The sequence below is a fragment of the Marinovum sp. J2-8 genome (genome assembly GCF_055808435.1).
Map to the genome: position 1 here is coordinate 128,034 of NZ_JBVVRZ010000006.1, position 18,894 is coordinate 146,927.

The 18,894-nt window shown below is 58.8% G+C and carries 19 protein-coding genes and 1 riboswitch; of the genes, 5 read left to right on the forward strand and 14 right to left on the reverse strand.

Features of this window, described 5'->3' with window-relative positions:
• Positions 1-111: 111 nt before the first annotated feature.
• The 4 genes from AC0L4F_RS17575 (at position 112) to AC0L4F_RS17590 (ending at position 4,188) form a co-directional block, all read left to right on the forward strand.
• On the forward strand, positions 112-432 hold the full coding sequence (locus tag AC0L4F_RS17575; RefSeq protein ID WP_244690637.1) for a hypothetical protein: 321 nt from the start codon (positions 112-114) through the stop codon (positions 430-432).
• The gene (locus tag AC0L4F_RS17580) at positions 429-1,928 is read left to right on the forward strand and encodes a sodium:solute symporter family protein (RefSeq protein WP_244690639.1); all 1,500 of its coding nucleotides are present in this window, start codon (positions 429-431) and stop codon (positions 1,926-1,928) included. The genes AC0L4F_RS17575 and AC0L4F_RS17580 overlap by 4 nt, the downstream gene beginning before the upstream one ends.
• A 146-nt stretch (positions 1,929-2,074) precedes the next feature.
• On the forward strand, positions 2,075-2,980 hold the full coding sequence (locus AC0L4F_RS17585; protein WP_244690641.1) for a LysR family transcriptional regulator: 906 nt from the start codon (positions 2,075-2,077) through the stop codon (positions 2,978-2,980).
• Positions 2,981-3,090: 110 nt separating this feature from the next.
• On the forward strand, positions 3,091-4,188 hold the full coding sequence (locus tag AC0L4F_RS17590) for a carbon-nitrogen hydrolase family protein (protein ID WP_244690643.1): 1,098 nt from the start codon (positions 3,091-3,093) through the stop codon (positions 4,186-4,188).
• Positions 4,189-4,277: 89 nt separating this feature from the next.
• On the opposite strand, the gene glpK is transcribed toward AC0L4F_RS17590, so the two are convergent.
• The 8 genes from glpK to glpD form a co-directional block, all read right to left on the reverse strand.
• On the reverse strand, positions 4,278-5,756 hold the full coding sequence (glpK, locus tag AC0L4F_RS17595) for a glycerol kinase GlpK (RefSeq protein ID WP_244690645.1): 1,479 nt from the start codon (positions 5,754-5,756) through the stop codon (positions 4,278-4,280).
• A gap of 114 nt (positions 5,757-5,870) precedes the next feature.
• On the reverse strand, positions 5,871-7,586 hold the full coding sequence (locus AC0L4F_RS17600) for an ABC transporter substrate-binding protein (protein ID WP_244690647.1): 1,716 nt from the start codon (positions 7,584-7,586) through the stop codon (positions 5,871-5,873).
• Positions 7,587-7,668: 82 nt separating this feature from the next.
• A complete protein-coding gene (locus tag AC0L4F_RS17605; protein WP_244690649.1) occupies positions 7,669-7,941 on the reverse strand; it encodes a DUF2160 domain-containing protein in 273 nt (90 codons plus the stop codon).
• 24 nt (positions 7,942-7,965) lie between these two features.
• Positions 7,966-8,793: a carbohydrate ABC transporter permease gene (locus AC0L4F_RS17610; RefSeq protein WP_244690651.1), complete on the reverse strand. Its 828-nt coding sequence runs from the start codon at positions 8,791-8,793 to the stop codon at positions 7,966-7,968.
• 3 nt (positions 8,794-8,796) lie between these two features.
• Complete coding sequence (locus AC0L4F_RS17615) at positions 8,797-9,666, reverse strand: carbohydrate ABC transporter permease (RefSeq protein WP_244690654.1); 870 nt, start codon at positions 9,664-9,666, stop codon at positions 8,797-8,799.
• A complete protein-coding gene (locus tag AC0L4F_RS17620; RefSeq protein ID WP_244690655.1) occupies positions 9,666-10,769 on the reverse strand; it encodes an ABC transporter ATP-binding protein in 1,104 nt (367 codons plus the stop codon). The genes AC0L4F_RS17615 and AC0L4F_RS17620 overlap by 1 nt, the downstream gene beginning before the upstream one ends.
• Before the next feature lie 12 nt (positions 10,770-10,781).
• Positions 10,782-11,870 carry an ABC transporter ATP-binding protein gene (locus tag AC0L4F_RS17625; protein WP_244690657.1) on the reverse strand — a complete coding sequence of 363 codons (1,089 nt, stop codon included), beginning with the start codon at positions 11,868-11,870 and terminating at the stop codon, positions 10,782-10,784.
• Positions 11,871-11,906: 36 nt separating this feature from the next.
• Positions 11,907-13,499 carry a glycerol-3-phosphate dehydrogenase gene (gene glpD / locus AC0L4F_RS17630; protein WP_348524122.1) on the reverse strand — a complete coding sequence of 531 codons (1,593 nt, stop codon included), beginning with the start codon at positions 13,497-13,499 and terminating at the stop codon, positions 11,907-11,909.
• A gap of 282 nt (positions 13,500-13,781) precedes the next feature.
• A riboswitch (FMN riboswitch) is annotated at positions 13,782-13,912 on the forward strand.
• Between the two features lie 79 nt (positions 13,913-13,991).
• Between glpD and AC0L4F_RS17635 the strand changes: the two genes are divergently transcribed.
• Positions 13,992-14,459 (forward strand): 6,7-dimethyl-8-ribityllumazine synthase, encoded by a 468-nt coding sequence (locus tag AC0L4F_RS17635; RefSeq protein WP_244690659.1) that lies wholly within the window; start codon positions 13,992-13,994, stop codon positions 14,457-14,459.
• 62 nt (positions 14,460-14,521) lie between these two features.
• On the opposite strand, the gene AC0L4F_RS17640 is transcribed toward AC0L4F_RS17635, so the two are convergent.
• From AC0L4F_RS17640 to AC0L4F_RS17665, 6 genes are all read right to left on the reverse strand, one after another.
• Complete coding sequence (locus tag AC0L4F_RS17640) at positions 14,522-15,508, reverse strand: ABC transporter substrate-binding protein (RefSeq protein ID WP_244690661.1); 987 nt, start codon at positions 15,506-15,508, stop codon at positions 14,522-14,524.
• A gap of 46 nt (positions 15,509-15,554) precedes the next feature.
• Entirely contained in the window at positions 15,555-16,400 is an 846-nt protein-coding gene (locus AC0L4F_RS17645) for an ABC transporter permease (protein ID WP_244690663.1), read from the reverse strand.
• A complete protein-coding gene (locus tag AC0L4F_RS17650) occupies positions 16,397-17,317 on the reverse strand; it encodes an ABC transporter permease (protein ID WP_244690882.1) in 921 nt (306 codons plus the stop codon). The genes AC0L4F_RS17645 and AC0L4F_RS17650 overlap by 4 nt, the downstream gene beginning before the upstream one ends.
• A gap of 138 nt (positions 17,318-17,455) precedes the next feature.
• Complete coding sequence (locus tag AC0L4F_RS17655; protein WP_244690665.1) at positions 17,456-18,229, reverse strand: ABC transporter ATP-binding protein; 774 nt, start codon at positions 18,227-18,229, stop codon at positions 17,456-17,458.
• Complete coding sequence (locus tag AC0L4F_RS17660; RefSeq protein WP_473446851.1) at positions 18,229-18,720, reverse strand: HNH endonuclease; 492 nt, start codon at positions 18,718-18,720, stop codon at positions 18,229-18,231. The genes AC0L4F_RS17655 and AC0L4F_RS17660 overlap by 1 nt, the downstream gene beginning before the upstream one ends.
• Complete coding sequence (locus AC0L4F_RS17665; protein WP_244690667.1) at positions 18,665-18,892, reverse strand: hypothetical protein; 228 nt, start codon at positions 18,890-18,892, stop codon at positions 18,665-18,667. Before AC0L4F_RS17665 ends, AC0L4F_RS17660 begins: the two co-directional genes overlap by 56 nt.
• Between the last annotated feature and the right edge of the window lie 2 nt (positions 18,893-18,894).

The window sequence follows — 18,894 nt, forward strand, 5'->3', positions numbered from 1 at the left end:
CGTGCACAATCAATATCTGGCGGCCTCGCCAACTTGTGCCACGCTTAACGGATTAAGCAGACCGGGGCAGTCCCGGCGGCACTATAAAAACGGAAACAAGGGGGTTCTGCCATGTCCAACGTAACCTATTCTACGGCCGCCGGGGGGGCGGCGCAGCCCGGCGGCTACCCGTGGCTCGGCATTGTGCCACAAAGCACGACCGGCCGGATGTTCCTGGCATGGGGGCTTTTGAACGTCGTGCTGGCGTTGCTGCCGGTGTTCGACATCCTTGGCAACGGCGCGGAACAGGGGCCTTTGGCGATGCCGCTGACGATATTTTACTGCTACGCGGTGTTTTCCCTGAATTGCCTTCTGGGTGCGGTTTATTACCTCGTGCGCGGGCGCGCCTGGGTCGCACTTGAACAAAGCCAAAATGCGGGGCCCCGGACATGACCACCTTTGTGACACTTCTGGGCATTTCGCTCTATCTCGTGCTGATGTTCTATATCGCCTATCGGGCGTATAAGACCAACAAACACGACGACCCCGAGGATTGGTTCCTGATGGGGCGTGGTGCAAACACCCTGATGCTGGTCGGCACGATGTTTGCGACCTGGTTTTCCACCTTTGCTTTCCTCGGCGGGCCCGGCTTTTTCTACAAGATTGGCGTGAACTGGCTTCTGTTTGGGTTCTTCAACGCGATGGGGCCGGTCATGGTGATGGTGCTGGGGCCGCGGATCTGGGCGCTTGGCAAGAAGTTCAACTTCATCACCCCCGGCGATCTGTTGGCGACCTATTACAACAGCAGCCGCCGCATTCGTATCCTGACCGGGCTGATCTGTATTGCGGTGCTGTTCCCCTATTCCGCGATTCAGATCACCGGCATCGCCATTGCGCTGAATTCGATCTCTGGCGGATTGATTGCCTTTAACGTTGGTGTCCTGCTGATTGCGGTCTGTGTCGGGGTCTATTCCTTTGTCGGCGGCAGCCGGGCGGTGGTCTGGACCGATGTGATCCAGGGCTTCATCTTTGCCCTGCTGTTGCTGGGCACGATGTTGCTGGTGATCCGCTGGGCCGGTGGCTGGTCCGAAGGCTGGGTGGCGGCAACCACAGCACGCCCCGAGATGTTCATCTTTGACGGTGGAGCAGGCAATTACATCACGCTGATGACGCTCTGGACCTTTGGCTGGGTGCTGACCCCGCATCTGTGGCAACGTCTTTATATGGCCGACAGCCCGCAAACGCTGGTCAAAGGGGCCGCCATCACATCCTTTCTGGCGTTGTTTGTCGTCACCTTTACCGGTGTGGTGATCGGGATGATGTCGCTGGGCATGGACATCACGATCCCCGAAGGCAACACAACCGACGCGCTGGTGCCGGAAATCTTTGCGCAATACCTGCCGGCGATGGGTGTCGTGCTGGTGATCGCGGTGTTTGCCGCGGGCATGTCGACGCTGGACAGCCAGATGATTTCGGCGACCTCCAGCTTTACCCAGGATCTGGTGCCAAGCATCAGGAATGTCGACAACAGCCAACGGATGCGGCTGGCGCGCTATTTCGAGGTGGCCTTTGTGCTGGCGCTTGTCGCATTTGCCTTCTCGCCACAGGGGCGGTCGTTGATTGCGCCGCTGGCGTCGATCGGGGTCGGGATGGCATTGTCCTTCCTGCTGCCGCTGCTGGGGGCATTGTTCTGGAACCGCGCGTCTGAACCGGCGGCCTTCTGGGGGATGTTGCTGGGCTGGGGGGTGATGGTGGCGATGCAGTTCAATCTGCTGCCGAACCCCGGTCTGATTGGCCCGCCGCTTTGGGGTCTGATTGTCAGCGCGGTGGTGTTCTTTGGTGGATCTCTGTTGCGCGATGATCCGGTTGATCCGGCCCGTCGCAAGGAATTCCAGGACGATATGGCCGACCGCTTTCCGGAAACCAACGGCAAGATCCAGACCACCTGATCCTGCCACATGACAGACAATCGAAACGGCCCGCAGAGCGATCTGTGGGCCGTTTTTCCGTGGTTCCGGATTTCAACGCATGCGCCGCGTTCTCGTGTTACACAGGTGTCACAGGCTGCTGTATACGGGCGCAAAAGGGTAGGTTCATGGCGGATCCATTGGAAAATCTGGATTGGGACGATCTGAAGGTCTTTCTGACCTCGGTGCGGTGTCAAAGCGTCAGCGCCGCCGCGCGTGACCTTTCGGTCAGCCATTCCACAGTATCGCGGCGGTTGTCGCGGTTGGAATACACCCTGGGCGCGGCCCTGTTCGAGCGTAACCGCGAGGGGCTTGTCCTGACCACCTTTGGCCATATGGTGCTGCGGCGCGCAGAGGAGGTTGCCCTGGGCATCAACAGCCTGCGCAGCGACATGTCCGGCGAAGGTGACACCAGCGGCGTGATCCGCTTTGCCACGATGGAGGGCATCGCCTCACTCTATCTGTCGTCGCGGCTGGCCGGGTTTCAGGCCAGCTTTCCCGGTATCCGGCTGGAGCTTTTGACAACGTCAAGGCAGGTCCAGATCAGCCACCGCGAAGCGGATATGTTCCTCAGCTTCTTTCGCCCCCAGGGGGACAAGATGGCGACCCAGAAATTCGGCGCCTTCGGCATCGGGCTTTATGCAGCAGAAAGCTATATTTCGAGCCACGGCGTGCCGGAAAGCCAACATGATCTCGCGGCGCATAGCTATGTTGGATACCTTGATCAATTTGTTGAACTGGATGCCGTGCGCTGGTTGGAAGAGATGGTGCATCAGCCCAATATCGTCTTCTGGAGCAACAGCATGATCGCACAGCGCAACGCCGCCCGTGGGGGCCTGGGCATTGTGGCGCTGCCGCATTTCGCCCTGTCCGATCAGGACAGTCTGATCCGCATCATGCCGGACCTGTCGGTCACGCGCACCTTGTGGCTGACCGTGCATCAGGATCTGCGCCATCTGCCGCATATCGTTGCGTTGAAGAAATTCCTCGCCCAGCTTTTTCAGGAAGACGCCACATATCTCGCTGGAGAATGAATGGGGATAGCCGCGCGCCGATTGCCAAATCAGCACAGCGGCGTTCGCAAATGAATATTGGGATCACCGCCACTTTCCGGGACATTCGGTTGAACCAAAGGAGTTTGCGAATGTTCGACACCCATAGTTTCCGGGCCGCCGCCGCCCATATCGCCCCGGTTTACCTTGATCCGGTCGCAAGCGCCGAAAAGGCGGTGTCGGCCATCGCAGAAGCGGCCCGAAACGGCGCGTCCATCGTCGTCTTTGCCGAGGCATTTTTGCCGGGGTTCCCGGTGTGGGCGGCGATACATGCCCCGATCCGGTCCCATGATCTGTTTGCGCAATATGCCGCCGCATCGGTGTTTGCCGATGGCCCCGAGATCGAGATGATCCGCCAGGCCGCCGCGCGTCATGACATCATGGTGTCCATTGGCCTGTCAGAGCGCAATCCCGCCTCTGTCGGCAGTCTTTGGAATTCGAACCTGTTGATTGACGAAACCGGCCGGGTCGTGAACCATCACCGCAAGCTGGTGCCGACATTTTATGAAAAACTGGTCTGGGATCCCGGCGACGGTGCCGGGCTGAACGTCAGCGCCAGCCGCTGCGGTCGGGTTGGGGCGCTGATTTGCGGGGAAAACACCAATCCGCTGTCGCGGTACAGCCTGATTGCCCAGGGGGAACAGGTGCATATTTCGACCTATCCGCCGATCTGGCCCACCCGCCCGCCCGAGGACAGCGGCAATTACGACAATCGCGCCGCCAATCACATCCGCGCGGCGGGCCATTGTTTTGAGGCAAAATGTTTTGGCATTGTCGTGGCGTCGCCGTTTGACAAAACCGCAACCGAGGTGGTCGCAGGCAAAGACCCCGCGCTGATCCCCTTGCTGGATGAATGCAGCCGCGCGCCCAGTTTCTTTGTTGATCCCACCGGCCAGCTGATCGGGGAAAGCACCGTAGACGAGGGCATCATCTATGCCGATATAGATCTGGCCCGCTGTCTGGAACCAAAACGGTTTCACGATCTGGCGGCAGGCTATAACCGGTTTGACATCTTTGATCTGGCGGTGACCCGCAAGCGCGGGGTGCCAATCCGCTTCACCGACCAGCCCCAGCCGCCAAAACCCCAGCCGCCAGAGCCGCAGCCGCCAGAGTCGCAGCAGGCTGGGCCGCAGCAGGCTGCGCCATCTGGGGACAGTGACACGGATGCAGCGCCGCCAACGGCGGGCTGACATCCCGCCCCCAGTTTGGTCCACCGGTCTTGCTCAGACCGGCGTCACTCAGACTGGCCTCGTTCAGCTTGGACTTCCCCAAGCGGGCGTCACGCCATCAAAGTTGCATCGACCGCGCGTTTCCATGCGGCGCATTTTGATTGGCGCAGGCCATCGTCCATTCCGGGGGTAAAATTGCGCTCCAGCGCCCAGGTCGCGGCAAATTCTTCCTGGTCGGGGTAAAGCCCGACCTGCTGCCCGACCAACCAGGCCACCCCCATCGCGGTGGTTTCCAGGATCTGTGGCCGGTCGACAGGGGCGTCGATGATGTCGGCCAGGAATTGCATGGCGTAATTGGATGCGCTCATCCCGCCATCCACCCGCAATGTCGCCTCGCCCGCGCCGCCCATATCGGCCTGCATCGCGGTCAATAGATCGCGGGTCTGGAACCCGACGCTTTCCAGCGCCGCCCGGGCAAATTCATTTGGTCCGCTGTCGCGCGTCAAACCAAAGATCGCGCCGCGACACTCAGGCTTCCAATAAGGCGCGCCAAGCCCGGTAAAGGCCGGCACAAGGATCAGATCCTGGGTTGTGCTGGCCGCTTTGGCCATGGTTTCGCTGTCCGCTGCGTTTTCCAGCAACCCCAAACCATCGCGCAGCCATTGCACCACCGCGCCGGCAATGAAAATCGACCCTTCCAGCGCATAGGTCGGTTTGCCGTTCAACTGATAGGCGATGGTGGTCAGCAGCCTGTTCTTGCTGGTCACGGCGGTGTCGCCGGTGTTCAACAGCGCAAAACAGCCCGTGCCATAGGTGGATTTCAACATGCCGGGCCGGAAACAGGCCTGTCCCAGCGTCGCCGCCTGTTGATCGCCCGCCACGCCAAGGATCGGCAATGCGGTGCCAAGAATGTCGGTTTCACCAAAGTTCGCCGCGCAATCCTTGACCTCTGGCAACATCGACAGCGGAATATCCAGCATGTCACACATGGTCTGTGACCAACGGCCGCGACGGATGTCATAAAGCATGGTGCGCGCCGCATTGGTGGCGTCGGTGACATGCTGCTTGCCGCCGGTCAAATGCCAGATCAGCCAGCTGTCTACCGTGCCAAACACCAATTCCCCGGCATTGGCCCGGTCACGCGCGCCATCGACATTGTTCAAAATCCAATTGACCTTGGTGGCCGAAAAATACGGGTCCAGCAGCAGCCCGGTCTTTTCGATGACCGTGGCCTCGTGGCCGGCATCCTTCAAGGATTGGCAAAAGGCCGCAGTGCGCCGGTCCTGCCAGACGATGGCATTGTAAACCGGCTCTCCTGTGGTGCGATCCCAGACCAGCGTCGTCTCGCGCTGGTTGGTGATGCCGATGCCGACAATCGCGTCAACCGACACGCCGGTTGTATCCACAACCTCGCGGCAGGTGGCCAATGTCGTCGACCACAGATCGCCTGGATCATGTTCGACCCAGCCGCTTTGCGGGAAATGCTGGGCAAATTCCTGTTGTGCCGATCCCACCAGTTTCAAATCAGCGTCAAACAGGATGGCGCGGGTGGATGTGGTGCCTTGATCAATAGCAAGGGTATAGCTCATTGGACCGCGACCTCCCTCGGGTTTGGCGGAGTGGATGGTATGGGACGGATTTGGAAGGGGCAAGGGTGGCCGGGGCGATTGCGCCCCGACCGGTGTTTTGGCCTCAGATCCGGCTTACTGCCAGGATTTGATCAGCTCGTCATATGCGACGGTTTTCGGCTCTTCGTCTTCGTTGGCAAGTTTCGCCTTGGGCGAACCTTCCTGCGACAACCAGTATTCCGGGTCCATTTCGTCGTTCAGTTTCGGACCGATGTCACCCTGAATGCCGGCCCGCTCCAGACGTTCCATCACACGTTCCTGATCGGAACACAGACCATCCAGCGCTTCCTGCGGGGTTTTGGCACCCGACATGGCGTCGCCGATGTTCTGCCACCACAATTGTGCCAGCTTCGGATAGTCAGGCACGTTGGTGCCGGTGGGCGACCACGCGGTGCGCGCGGGCGAACGATAGAATTCAATCAACCCGCCAAGCTTGTCCGCACGATCGGTAAAGCTTTCGTGCTGGATGGTGCTTTCGCGGATGAATGTCAGACCGACATGGGCCTTCTTCACGTCCACGGTTTTCGAGGTGACGAATTGAGCATAAAGCCATGCGGCCTTGGCCCGATCCACCGGGGTCGATTTCATCAGCGTCCAGGATCCAACGTCCTGATACCCGATTTTGGTGCCTTCTTCCCAATATGCGCCATGCGGCGAGGGGGCCATGCGCCATTTCGGTGTGCCATCCTCGTTCATCACGGGCAGATCAGGTTCCACTGTCGCGGCGGTGAACGCCGTGTACCAGAACATCTGCTGCGCAACATTGCCCTGTGCCGGAATTGGGCCAGCCTCAGAGAATGTCATGCCAGCCGCAGCGGGGGGCGTGTATTTTTCCAGCCATTCAATGGCCTTGGTCACAGCATAAACCGCCGCCGGGCCATTGGTTGCGCCGCCACGGGCGACACAGGAACCCACAGGCTGCGAATTTTCGTTGACCCGGATACCCCATTCATCCACCGGCAGGCCGTTCGGCTCGCCTTTGGAACCGGCACCGGCCATCGACAGCCAGGCATCGGTATACCGCCAGCCAAGGCTGGGGTCTTTCTTGCCATAGTCCATGTTGCCAAAGACTTCGCCTTCGACACCCAAACGCGACAGGTCGCGACCGGTGAAGAATTCAGCAATGTCTTCATAGGCTGACCAGTTGACCGGAACGCCCAGATCATAGCCATATTTCGCTTTGAAATCCGCTTTGTTCTGTTCGTCATTGAACCAATCGTAGCGGAACCAATAGAGGTTGGCGAACTGCTGGTCGGGCAATTGGTACAGATTGCCATCCGGTGCGGTGGTAAAGGATGTGCCGATATAATCGTCCAGATCCAGACCGGGGTTGGTTACATCTGCGCCCTCACCCGCCATCCAGTCGGTCAGGTTGCGCGCCTGTTGATAGCGCCAGTGGGTGCCGATCAGGTCACTGTCGTTGATATAGCCGTCATAGATGTTTTCGCCGGACTGCATTTGCGTTTGCAGCTTTTCGACCACGTCACCTTCGCCGATCAGATCGTGGGTGATCTTGATGCCGGTGATCGCGGTAAAGGCCGGGGCCAGAACCTGGGATTCATATTCATGGGTGGTGATGGTTTCGGACACCACCTTGATTTCCAGATCGGTGAACGGTGCGGCGGCGTCGACAAACCACTGCATTTCCGCTTCTTGTTCGGCGCGGCTCAGGGCCGATTGATCGCCGATTTCCGCGTCCAGGAATGCACGTGCCGCGTCCATGTCGGCGATTGCCGGTCCGGACATCAGGCCAAGCGCAAGCACCACGGCTGTTGTTGATTTCAAGTTCATTTGGTCCTCCCTTATATTTGAACTTGTTTCGAAGGTGCGGCCCGCCGGGTTCTCCCGCCGCCGGGTCGCAGAGGTCTGAGGTCTAGACCCAGCGGAACACCGCTGCGGCGTAGATCAGACAGACGATCAGCGCAAAAGGTTGGTTTGCGCCGACCAATCCAAGCCAGGCCAGATTGATAAAGGCCGAGCCGAGAAGCGTGATAAAAAGCCGATCCCCCCGCGTGGTTTCAATTTGCAGAACACCAACGCGGGGCGTTTCGGGGAATTTGATCGCCAGGATCGTAAAGGTGACCAAAAGCGCGGCAATCACCAGAAAGAAAGTTGCGGTCGGCCAAGTCCATGCCATCCAATCCATTGGAATTACTCCTTTTTCTCTGATTTACACACGGCCCAGGGCAAAACCCTTGGCGATGTAGTTGCGCACGAAATAGATCACCAGCGCACCGGGCACGATGGTCAGGATGCCAGCCGCGGCCAGCACACCCCAGTCGATGCCGGCGGCGCCTTGGGTGCGGGTCATGATCGCGGCAATCGGCTTGGCGTCTACCGTAGTAAGTGTACGCGACAACAGTAGCTCAACCCAAGAGAACATAAAGCAAAAGAATGCCGCCACCCCGATCCCCGAGGCAATCAACGGGGTGAAGATTTTTACAAAGAACCGGCCAAAGCTATAGCCGTCGATATAGGCGGTTTCGTCGATTTCCTTGGGCACGCCGCGCATGAAACCTTCCAGAATCCAGACCGCAAGCGGCACGTTGAACAGACAATGCGCAATCGCCACCGCGATATGGGTGTCGAACAACCCGACCGAGGAATAGAGCTGAAAGAATGGCAGGGCGAAAACCGCCGGCGGGGCCATCCGGTTGGTCAACAGCCAGAAAAACAGGTGTTTGTCACCAAGAAAGCTGTAGCGGCTAAAGGCATAGGCCGCCGGCAGCGCCACCGCGAGGCTGATCACCGTGTTCAACACCACATAGATCAAAGAGTTGACATAACCCATGTACCACGCCGGATCGGTCAGAATGGTCACGTAATTGGCCAGGGTCAGATCACGCGGCCACAGGGTAAAGCTGTTCAGGATTTCGGTGTTGGTCTTCAGGCTCATGTTCAGCAGCCAGTAGATCGGCAGCAACAGGAACAGAAGATACAGGGTCATCACCACCATGCGGCCATTGATTTTTGGCAGACGAGTTGCTTGCGTGGCCATGGATCAGCCCTCCCGCTTTTCGAGGTTGACCATCACGGTGTAGAACACCCAGCTGACCAACAGGATCACAAGGAAATACATCAGGGAAAACGCCGCCGCAGGGCCAAGGTCAAACTGTCCAAGCGCCATTTTCACCAGGTCGATCGACAACAGGGTTGTGGCATTGCCGGGGCCGCCGCCGGTGACAACAAACGGTTCGGTATAGATCATGAAGCTGTCCATGAACCGCAACAGGATCGCGATCATCAACACGCCCATCATCTTGGGCAACTCGATGAAACGAAACACTTTCCAGCGCGACGCCTGATCAATTTTGGCCGCCTGGTAATAGGCGTCGGGAATGGATTTCAATCCGGCAAAGGCCAGAAGCGCCACCAGCGATGTCCAATGCCAGACGTCCATCACGATGATGGTGACCCAGGCCGCCAGCGTATCCTGGGTGTAGTTGTACGAAATCCCCAGCGCATCCAGCGTATGGCCCAACAGGCCAATGTCGACACGGCCGAAAATCTGCCAGATCGTGCCCACCACATTCCAAGGGATCAGCAGCGGCAACGACATCAGCACAAGGCAGAAGGACGACCAAAAGCCGCTTTTGGGCATGTTCAACGCAACAAAGATACCCAGCGGAATTTCAATCGCCAGAATGATCGCCGAGAACATCAATTGCCGCCCCAGCGCATCCCACATCCGGTCGCTTTCCAGCATTTCGGCAAACCATTCCAGACCGGCCCAGAAAAACTGGTTGTTGCCGAATGTGTCCTGCACCGAATAGTTGACCACCGTCATCAGCGGGATCACCGCTGAAAAGGCCACCAGCAACAGCACCGGCAGAACCAGGAACCATGCTTTCTGATTGACTGTTTTTTCCATTACGCCGCCTCCCCCAACGGTGCATCTGTGGCGCCAAGCGGCGCAACGCGCCAATCATCGGCATAGACATTGACGTGGGCCGGATCGAAAATGACGCGGGTCATGTCATCCGCCAGCTCAAAGCTTTCGTCGGCAATGATATTGATGTCGCGATCAAAGAATTCGGCACGCACGATCTTGTGGCGGCCGACATCTTCGACCCGGCGAATGCGGACCGGCAGGCCGCTGTCACGCGACAGGCGGACGAACTCTGGTCGCACGCCGATTTCAACCTTGCCCGACAGCGGGCCATAGCCTGCGCCCAGCTCGATCTCTGTGCCGTCGATCACGGCCTTGTTGCCATTGACCGTCGCCCCCAGCACATTCATGCCGGGCGAGCCGATGAAATAACCGACAAAGGTATGTTCCGGCCGTTCAAACAATTGCTGCGGCGTGCCGATCTGGACGACACGGCCATCATACATCACCACGACCTTGTCAGCGAAGGTCAGCGCCTCTGTCTGGTCATGGGTGACATAGATCATCGTATGGCCAAATTGGTGGTGCAACGATTTCAGCTGGGTGCGCAATTCCCATTTCATATGCGGGTCAATCACGGTCAGCGGTTCGTCAAACAGCAGCGCATTCACGTCTTCGCGCACCATGCCACGGCCCAGGCTGATCTTTTGCTTGGCGTCGGCGGTCAGCCCGCGTGCCTTACGCCCCAATTCCGCCTCCATGCCGATCATCTTGCCGATCTGCTGGACGCGTTGCGCGACATAGGCCGCATCTGCCCCGCGATTGCGCAGCGGAAAGGCCAGATTGTCATGCACCGTCATCGTGTCGTAGACGACCGGAAACTGAAACACCTGGGCGATGTTGCGCTCTGCCGTGGGGGCGTTGGTCACGTCCTGGCCGTTGAACAGGATACGGCCCTGTGACGGGCGCAACAGGCCGGAAATGATGTTCAAAAGCGTCGATTTTCCGCAACCGGACGACCCCAACAGGGCATAGGCCTCGCCATCGGCCCAATCGTGGTTCAATTCCTTCAGCGCGAAATCATCTTCTGACGTTGGTTTCGCCAGATAGGAATGCGCCAGGTTGTCGAGTGTGATTTTTGCCATTGTCTCAGCCCCTTATGCCGCAGCCGCATAGGTGGCCGGAGCCACCAGATCGCCGCGCGGGTCGAAAATGTAGATATGCGCCGGATCAAGGAACACGCTCAGATCCTGACCAATCGGCAATTGATGCACGCCATGCACCAGCCCGACCCAGCGGTCGCCGTGATGATCAAGGTGCACAAAGGTTTCCGACCCGGTCAATTCCGTCACCGTCAGCGTGGCGCGAAATTCCAATGCATTTTCCGCATGGCGGTGGATTTCCAGATGGTTGGGGCGGAACCCGGCGGTATAGGTGCCATCGCCCAGCTCTGCCATTTTGCCCCAGGCCGCAATGGTCTGGCCATCGCCGAAGCTCAGCTTGCCTGCGGATTTCGTGACCTGCAAAAAGTTCATCGGCGGATCGGAAAACACCCGCGCCGTGGTGGCATTCACCGGTTGGCGATAGACCTCGGGCGTGGGGCCGAATTGGGTCACGCGCCCTTCGGACAATGTGGCGGTATTGCCGCCCAGCAGCAGCGCCTCTTCCGGTTCGGTGGTGGCATAGACGAAAATCGACCCGGCTTTTTCGAAAATCTTCGGGATTTCGACGCGCAGTTCCTCGCGCAGTTTATAGTCGAGGTTGGCCAGAGGTTCGTCCAGCAACACCAGCCCGGCATCTTTGACCAGTGCACGCGCCAGGGCACAGCGTTGTTGCTGCCCCCCCGACAATTCCAGCGGCTTGCGGTCCAGCATCGGCGTCAATTGCATCAACTCGGCGGTTTCCTTGACCGCCGCGTCGATTTCCGCTGCCGTTTTGCCCAACAGCCGCATCGGCGAGGCGATATTGTCGTAAACGCTCATCGAGGGGTAGTTGATGAATTGCTGATAGACCATCGCGACCTTGCGATCCTGCACCCGCATGCCGGTGACGTCTTCGCCATTCCACAACACGCGCCCGGTGTGCGGCACATCCAAACCCGCCATCAACCGCATCAGCGATGTCTTGCCCGAGAGCGTGGGGCCCAACAGCACGTTCATCGTGCCATTGACCAGCTCCAGGTCGGTCGGGTGAATATGGGTTTCGGCCCCGACGACCTTGGACACACCTTCCAGTCGTAGTGTCATTTTCTTACTCCTCCAAATTGCAGCACGTCAGGTGATTTAAGCCACCAAGGCATCGCGGTTTCCGCGTATCCACGTCTGCAAAGTCTCTATTTCTTCGGCACTTAGCCGCAGGCCCAATTTATTGCGCCGCCACACCACATCGTCAGCGGCGCGGGCGAATTCATGGGTGATCAGCCATTTGACCTCGGTCTCGGTCAGGGTGGCCCCGAAATCCTGACCCAGATCTGCTGCTGTTTCGGCCCCGTCCAACACAGCCCAGGCATCGGTGCCATAGGCGCGGATCAACCGCGTGGCCCAGGCATCACTCAGAAACCCGTGATCCTTGCGCAGTTTGGTGATCAGCGCCGGTTTGTCAGCAACCGTAAAATCGCCCCCCGGCAATGCGACACCCGCGGTCCAGGGATCGGCGAGACCCGGCAGATATTCCGACAGCTTGTCCATGGCGCTTTCGGCCAGCCGGCGATAGGTGGTGATCTTGCCGCCAAAGACATTCAACACCGGCGCGCCGCCCTCGGCATCGACCTTCAGCACATAGTCGCGGGTCGCCGCCGTCGCGCTGGACGCGCCGTCGTTATACAGCGGACGCACCCCGGAATAGGTCCAGACCACATCGTCGCTCGTCAGCTGTTGCTTGAAGTAATTATTGGCAAAATCAATCAGGTAGTCCCGCTCTTCGTCCGTGCAAACCGGCGCGACGGATGGGTCAGAGTGGTCCTTGTCGGTGGTGCCGATCAGGGTAAAATCATCCTCATACGGGATGGAAAAGATGATCCGGCCATCCGTGCCCTGAAAGAAATAGCATTTGCCGTGGTCGTAAAGCCGCTTGATCACGATATGGCTGCCACGCACCAGACGCACGCCTTCGGTCGAGTTCGAGCGGATCTTCGTACGGATAACGTCGCCGACCCAAGGGCCGCCGGCATTGACCAGCACACGTGCCTGATGGATTTGGCGGGTGCCACTGTCGCGATCTTCGGTTTCGATCTGCCAGATGCCGTTTTGCCGTTCCGCCGACAATACCTTGGTGCGGACCATGATGTCAGCGCCGCGCAGGGCGGCGTCGCGGGCGTTCAGCGACACCAGACGCGCATCTTCGATCCAGCAATCAGAATATTCATAGGCCTTGGCGAATTTGTCGTTTAGCGGCACGCCCTCGGCCCCGGCGGTCAGATCGACGGTAGAGGTGCCCGGCAGGATTTTGCGCCCGCCCAGATGGTCATACATGAACAAACCCAGCCGGATCAGCCAGGCCGGGCGTCGCCCCTTCATCCAGGGCATGAACACATTCAGAAGCTTGGAGGTCGGCGTTTCGCCCTCAAACCGCATATCTGCATGATATGGCAGGACAAATCGCATCGGCCAGCTGATATGCGGCATGGCGCGCAAAAGCGTCTCGCGCTCGATCAGCGCCTCGCGCACCAAGCGGAATTCGAAATATTCCAGATAGCGCAGCCCGCCGTGAAACAGCTTGGTCGAGGCGCTGGATGTGGCCGAGGCCAGATCGTTCATTTCGGCCAGTTTGACCGAAAGCCCACGACCCGAGGCATCCCGCGCAATGCCACAGCCATTGATGCCGCCACCAATGACAAACATGTCGCAAATACCCGAATTGGTGGATGAATCCTGCACGTTGCTCCCTCCCCGATGCGACAACACGACTCACTATGCCTGCAAACCAATCAAAAAGGAACATGTATCTTTTCGAAATTGTTCGAAATCAGGTATCACATTGACTTGCAACGTAAACATTTTAATCTACGCCGCAGCGCAGCGGCAAATCTTACCCATTCATCGTGTTTCCGCCGGTTGAAATGGTGGTCTTTTTCCGTTTCCGAAAGAAAGCGAACATTTCCGAATATTGCCCCGCCCATGTGGTTCAATTGACTTCCCCGCCACAGGGCATTAGCAAAATTTCATTCTCAGGGCGGGGTGCGATTCCCCACCGGCGGTTACAGCCCGCGAGCGCCATCCATGTGGGTGGGTCAGCAGATCCGGTGAAATTCCGGGGCCGACGGTTATAGTCCGGATGGTAGAGAATGGGGGCGTTTTGGCACGGGCTTTGATTGGGCCGGGGCGCTTCTGACGCTCTGGGATTCTGTCATGTTGAAAGGATCAAGAGCTATGACAAAATCCCCAAAATTCGCCTTTATCAAGGCGCGCTGGCACGCTGACATTGTCGATCAGGCCCTTGTCGGGTTTCGTGAACGTCTGGCCGAATTGGGCCACAGCGGCGATGTGGACGTGTTTGACGTGCCCGGCGCGTTTGAAATGCCCCTGTTGGCGCAAAAGCTGGGCGAGACCGGTGCATATGCCGCCATTGCCGCCGCTGCGCTGGTGGTCGATGGTGGTATCTATCGCCATGATTTCGTGGCCTCGGCGGTGGTGTCCGGGTTGATGGAGGCCGGCATGAAAACCGGCGTGCCGGTGCTGTCGGTGTCGCTGACGCCCCATCATTTCCAGCCGAGCGAGGCGCATCACGGCTTCTTTCACAGCCATTTCGTGCAAAAAGGCCGCGAAGCCGCCGATGCCGCGCTCCAGGTGGCGGAGCTGCATGGTGCCTTGTTGCCCGCCGCATCGGTTGCCGCCTGAGCCCGCGCAAACGAAACAGGCCCCGACGTTTGCCGGGGCCTGCATCCATAGTTTGACCGCAGTTACTTCAGCGCGGCATCGGTGATGTCGAGCGTATAGGCCCCGGTCGGCTCCATCGTGATCACCGGATCGGATCCACCGGCCAGCAGCGTGGCGACCGTGCGTTGATAATCGGCCGGGTCAAGCGCGCCGTTGGAACCGGCGGTCAGCTTGGCAACTTCGCCCATCATGCGGATCTGATGCGCTTCGGTCTGGGCGCCGGTTTCGTCGTAATCCAGCACGATCATTGCCGCTTCTTCCGGATTTTCCTCGGCCCATTTCCAACCCGCCATCGAGGCGCGCACAAATTTCTCCATCTTGGCGACAAATGCCGGATCGCTCAGGCTGTCTTCCAGCACATAGAGGCCATCCTCCATCGTGGCGACGCCCTGATCCTGATATTTGAAGGTCACCAATTCCTCTGGCGCGACCCCGGCATCCAGCACCTGACCATATTCGTTATAGGTCATGGTCGAAATGCAATCGGCCTGCCGCTGCAACAGCGGATCAACGTTAAAGCCCTGCTTCAACACCTCGACCGAGCCTTCGGCCTTGCCATCGGTTGCATAGCCCAGATGGCTCATCCAGGACAGGAAGGGGTATTCGTTGCCAAAGAACCAGACACCCAAGGTGCGGTTGTCCAGATCGTCGGGCGTTTCAATGCCGGCATCCTTCCAGCAGGTCAGCATCATACCCGAGCTTTTGTAAGGCTGCGCAATATTCACCAACGGCAGCCCGTTTTCACGCGCGGCCAGGGCGGCGGGCATCCATTCGACGATCACATCGGCCCCACCGCCGGCAATCACCTGTGTCGGGGCAATGTCGGGACCACCGGGCAGCACCGTGACCTCCAGCCCCTCATCATCGTAATAGCCGTTTTCCAGCGCCACGTAATAGCCGGCGAATTGCGCCTGTGTGACCCATTTCAACTGGATCGTGACCTCTTCGGCCAATGCCGTCCCTGTCAGGGCCGTGGTCGCCATTGCGGCGGCAATAAGTGTGTTTTTCATGATTTACTCTCCTGTTGTCGTGTTTTGTTATGCCTGTTTATTGTAATCACCCGCGTTGGGACGGGTGCCAGAATGTGGTCACCCGCTCTGCCAGACTGACCAGACCGTACACCAGCGTGCCGGTGATTGCCGAGACCAAGATCGCAGACCAGACAAGGCCAAGGTCAAGCGCCCCGATTGATGTCGAGATGCGAAATCCCAAACCTTGGGTCGGCGAGCCGAAAAATTCAGCAACAATCGCCCCGATCAAGGCCAGGGTCGATGTGATTTTCAACCCGTTGAAAATGAACGGCAGCGCGGCCGGCAGGCGCAGCTTGATCAATGTCTTGCGCCATCCGGCCGCATAGGTGCGCATCAGATCCCGTTGCATCGCGCTGGTTTCCTGCAGCCCGGCGACGGTGTTCACCAACATCGGGAAATAGACCATCAACACCACCACCGCGGCCTTGGATTGCCAGCCAAAGCCGAACCACATCACAAGGATCGGTGCAGTGCCGACAATCGGCAGCGCCGCCATGAAATTGCCCAAGGGCAACAAACCCCGGCGCAGGTAATCATAGCGATCCACCAAAAGCGCGGTCAAAAAGGCCGCACCACAGCCAACCACCCAACCGGCCAGCGCGCCTTTCAGGATGGTTTGCACAAAATCCCCCCAAAGCAACGCGATATTGGCCGCAAAGGTCGCGGCAATCTGACTGGGCGGCGGCAGGATCACGGTCGGCACGTTCAGCCCCGTGACAATCAATTGCCACATCGCCAGAAGCGTCGCGCCGAATATCAACGGCACCGCAAGACGCACCGCGCGGGTGTCATGCGCCGGTCCATTGGCCAGCCGCAGGTTAAGCGCAAACCCCAGCGCCCAGATCGAAATTGCGCCAACAACATGCATCATGGCTTGGCCCCCATGCGGCGCAGGGTGCGGCGCTCTGCGGCGCCAATGGCCCAGACCAGAAGCGCGGCCAAACCCGCCGCCAGAAATAGTGCCGCCCAGATCTGGGCCGTTTGACCATAATAGCTGCCCGCAAGCATCCGCGCGCCAAGACCGCCCTTTTGCACCGGCAATTCCCCCACAATCGCGCCCACCAGACTGGCCGCAATCGCGATTTTCAACGAGGCAAAGAGATAGGGCACAGAGGCCGGCAACCGCAGTTTGGTCAGCACCGTCATCGGCGCAGCATTGTAGGTGCGCATCAGATCCATCTGCATGCCGTCCGGGCTGCGCAGGCCTTTGACCATGCCGACGACCACCGGGAAAAACGATAGATAGGCCGAAATCACCGCCTTGGGCAGCAACCCCTGTACCCCAATCGAATACAGCACAACGATAATCATCGGGGCCAGCGCGACAATCGGAATTGTCTGGCTGATAATGGCCCAGGGCATGACCGACATGTCCATGACACGGCTGTGCACGATGCCCACCGCCAACAGGATGCCAAGCGTGGAACCAATCAGAAACCCGAGCAACGTGGCGTTCAAGGTGACCACCGTGTGATAGACCAATCCGCGATTGGACAGGCTGCCCGATTTCACAATTCCGCGGCGGCCGGTGGTTTCCTCGACCCAAGTGGATTTATAAAGCTCTGCCACCACCTGATGCGGGGCGGGCAGACGCGGGCGATCCAGGCTCCAGCTTTGCCCAAGCGCATCAATGTTGGACAGCACCAAGGCCCAATTGCCAAGATCGCGGCGCGCAACTGCGCTTTCAGGTGAGATGGTGACCCCGGCGCGTTCCGCCTGGGTCAGGGTGTCCTGCACATTCATCGGGACCACCGCGACATACCACAGCCCGATCACCACCAGGATCATTGCCACCACCGGCGGACACCAGCGGGCCAGCGTCCCGGACGTGCTCCGGGACCTCGTTTCAGGCGCGTCAGACATGGCAGCCCCCGTTTTTCCGGAGGTCCCGGATCAGGTCCGGGACCACACCTTGCCCTGCGGCGCTCATTCCTCGTACCCCGACCGAAGCCCTTCGCGCACACGGTGGGCGATTTCGATGAATTCCGGTGTGTCGCGAATGTCCAGCGGCCGGTCGGTGGGAAGGGGGCTCTCGATCACATCGGTGATGCGCCCGGGACGCGGCGACATCACCACGATATGGGTCGACAGGTAAACCGCCTCGGGGATGGAATGGGTGACAAACCCAATGGTCTTGCCGGTCGCAGCCCAAAGCCGCAGTACCTCTTCGTTCAACCTGTCCCGCACAATTTCGTCCAGCGCACCAAAGGGTTCGTCCATCAGCAAGATATCTGCATCAAACGCCAATGCGCGGGCAATACTGGCGCGCTGCTGCATCCCGCCGGACAATTGCCAGGGGAATTTCTTTTCAAACCCGGCCAGATCGACCAGGTCCAGCACCCGGCCAATCCGTTCCTTCTGTTCCGCCCTTGAAAACCCCATGATTTCCAGCGGCAGCGCGATATTGCGCCCGATGGTGCGCCAAGGATACAACCCTGCCGCCTGAAACACATAACCATAGGCCCGCGCGCGGCGCGCCTCATCCGGGGTCATGCCATTGACCGTCAGGTTGCCGCCGGTCGGATGTTCCAGCGCCGCGATACAGCGCAGAAAGGTGGTCTTGCCACAGCCCGAGGGGCCAATGAAGCTGACAAATGCGCCTTTGGGAATGTCCAATGAGACATCTTTGAGCGCATGCACCGGGCCGTCCCCGGTCTGGAAGGTCAGGTCCAGATTCTGCGCTTGTATGACTGCTGCCATCAATTTACTGCCTTGAATTCCTGGTATCTGGTCAAGCCGTCCCATGAGGTTTTGATAGGCGAATACTTGCGCGGATCCTCAAGCCCCAATTCCTTCAAGTGGTAATGCCACTTGCAATAATTGCAGCCAGCGCAAGTTATCACAACATTGTCAATCTCACTCGAACCTCCGAAGGAAGCTGGGATAACATGATCAAACTGGAGCCAAAGAGCTTGAAAACCCGCATGTTGCGAAGCGTTGGTCGTGCCCCAACTGACAAAGTCTGGGTAGTCCCGAACGACTGCTTTCCGGACTGACGCTGGGATAACAGGAATCCCGCAAAACCGGCACACGTACCCGTCTCGTTCCACTATCGCGGCTTTTGTTTTCGCGTTAGGCATCCTGTCTTTTGCATTTGGTATCTTCGCAGGAAGGTTGGAGACGGTACGTAGCCTCTTATAATGGACTTGTTCCGGCCAAAGAGATGCCTTCCCCCAAAGAGAACTCGACATAGTCACGAACTGTGGCCAAGTCTGCTGCTCGAAAGAGGTTTCCAGCGGTTTTTCGGTCGCCATCCAAATGCGCACCGACTGCTTGGTCGAGCATCCAGGCACATTTAAACAATTCTGGAATCGGCTCGCGCAGGAATCGTCGGGGCGCAAAATAGTCGGCGTCGTTATCCATTA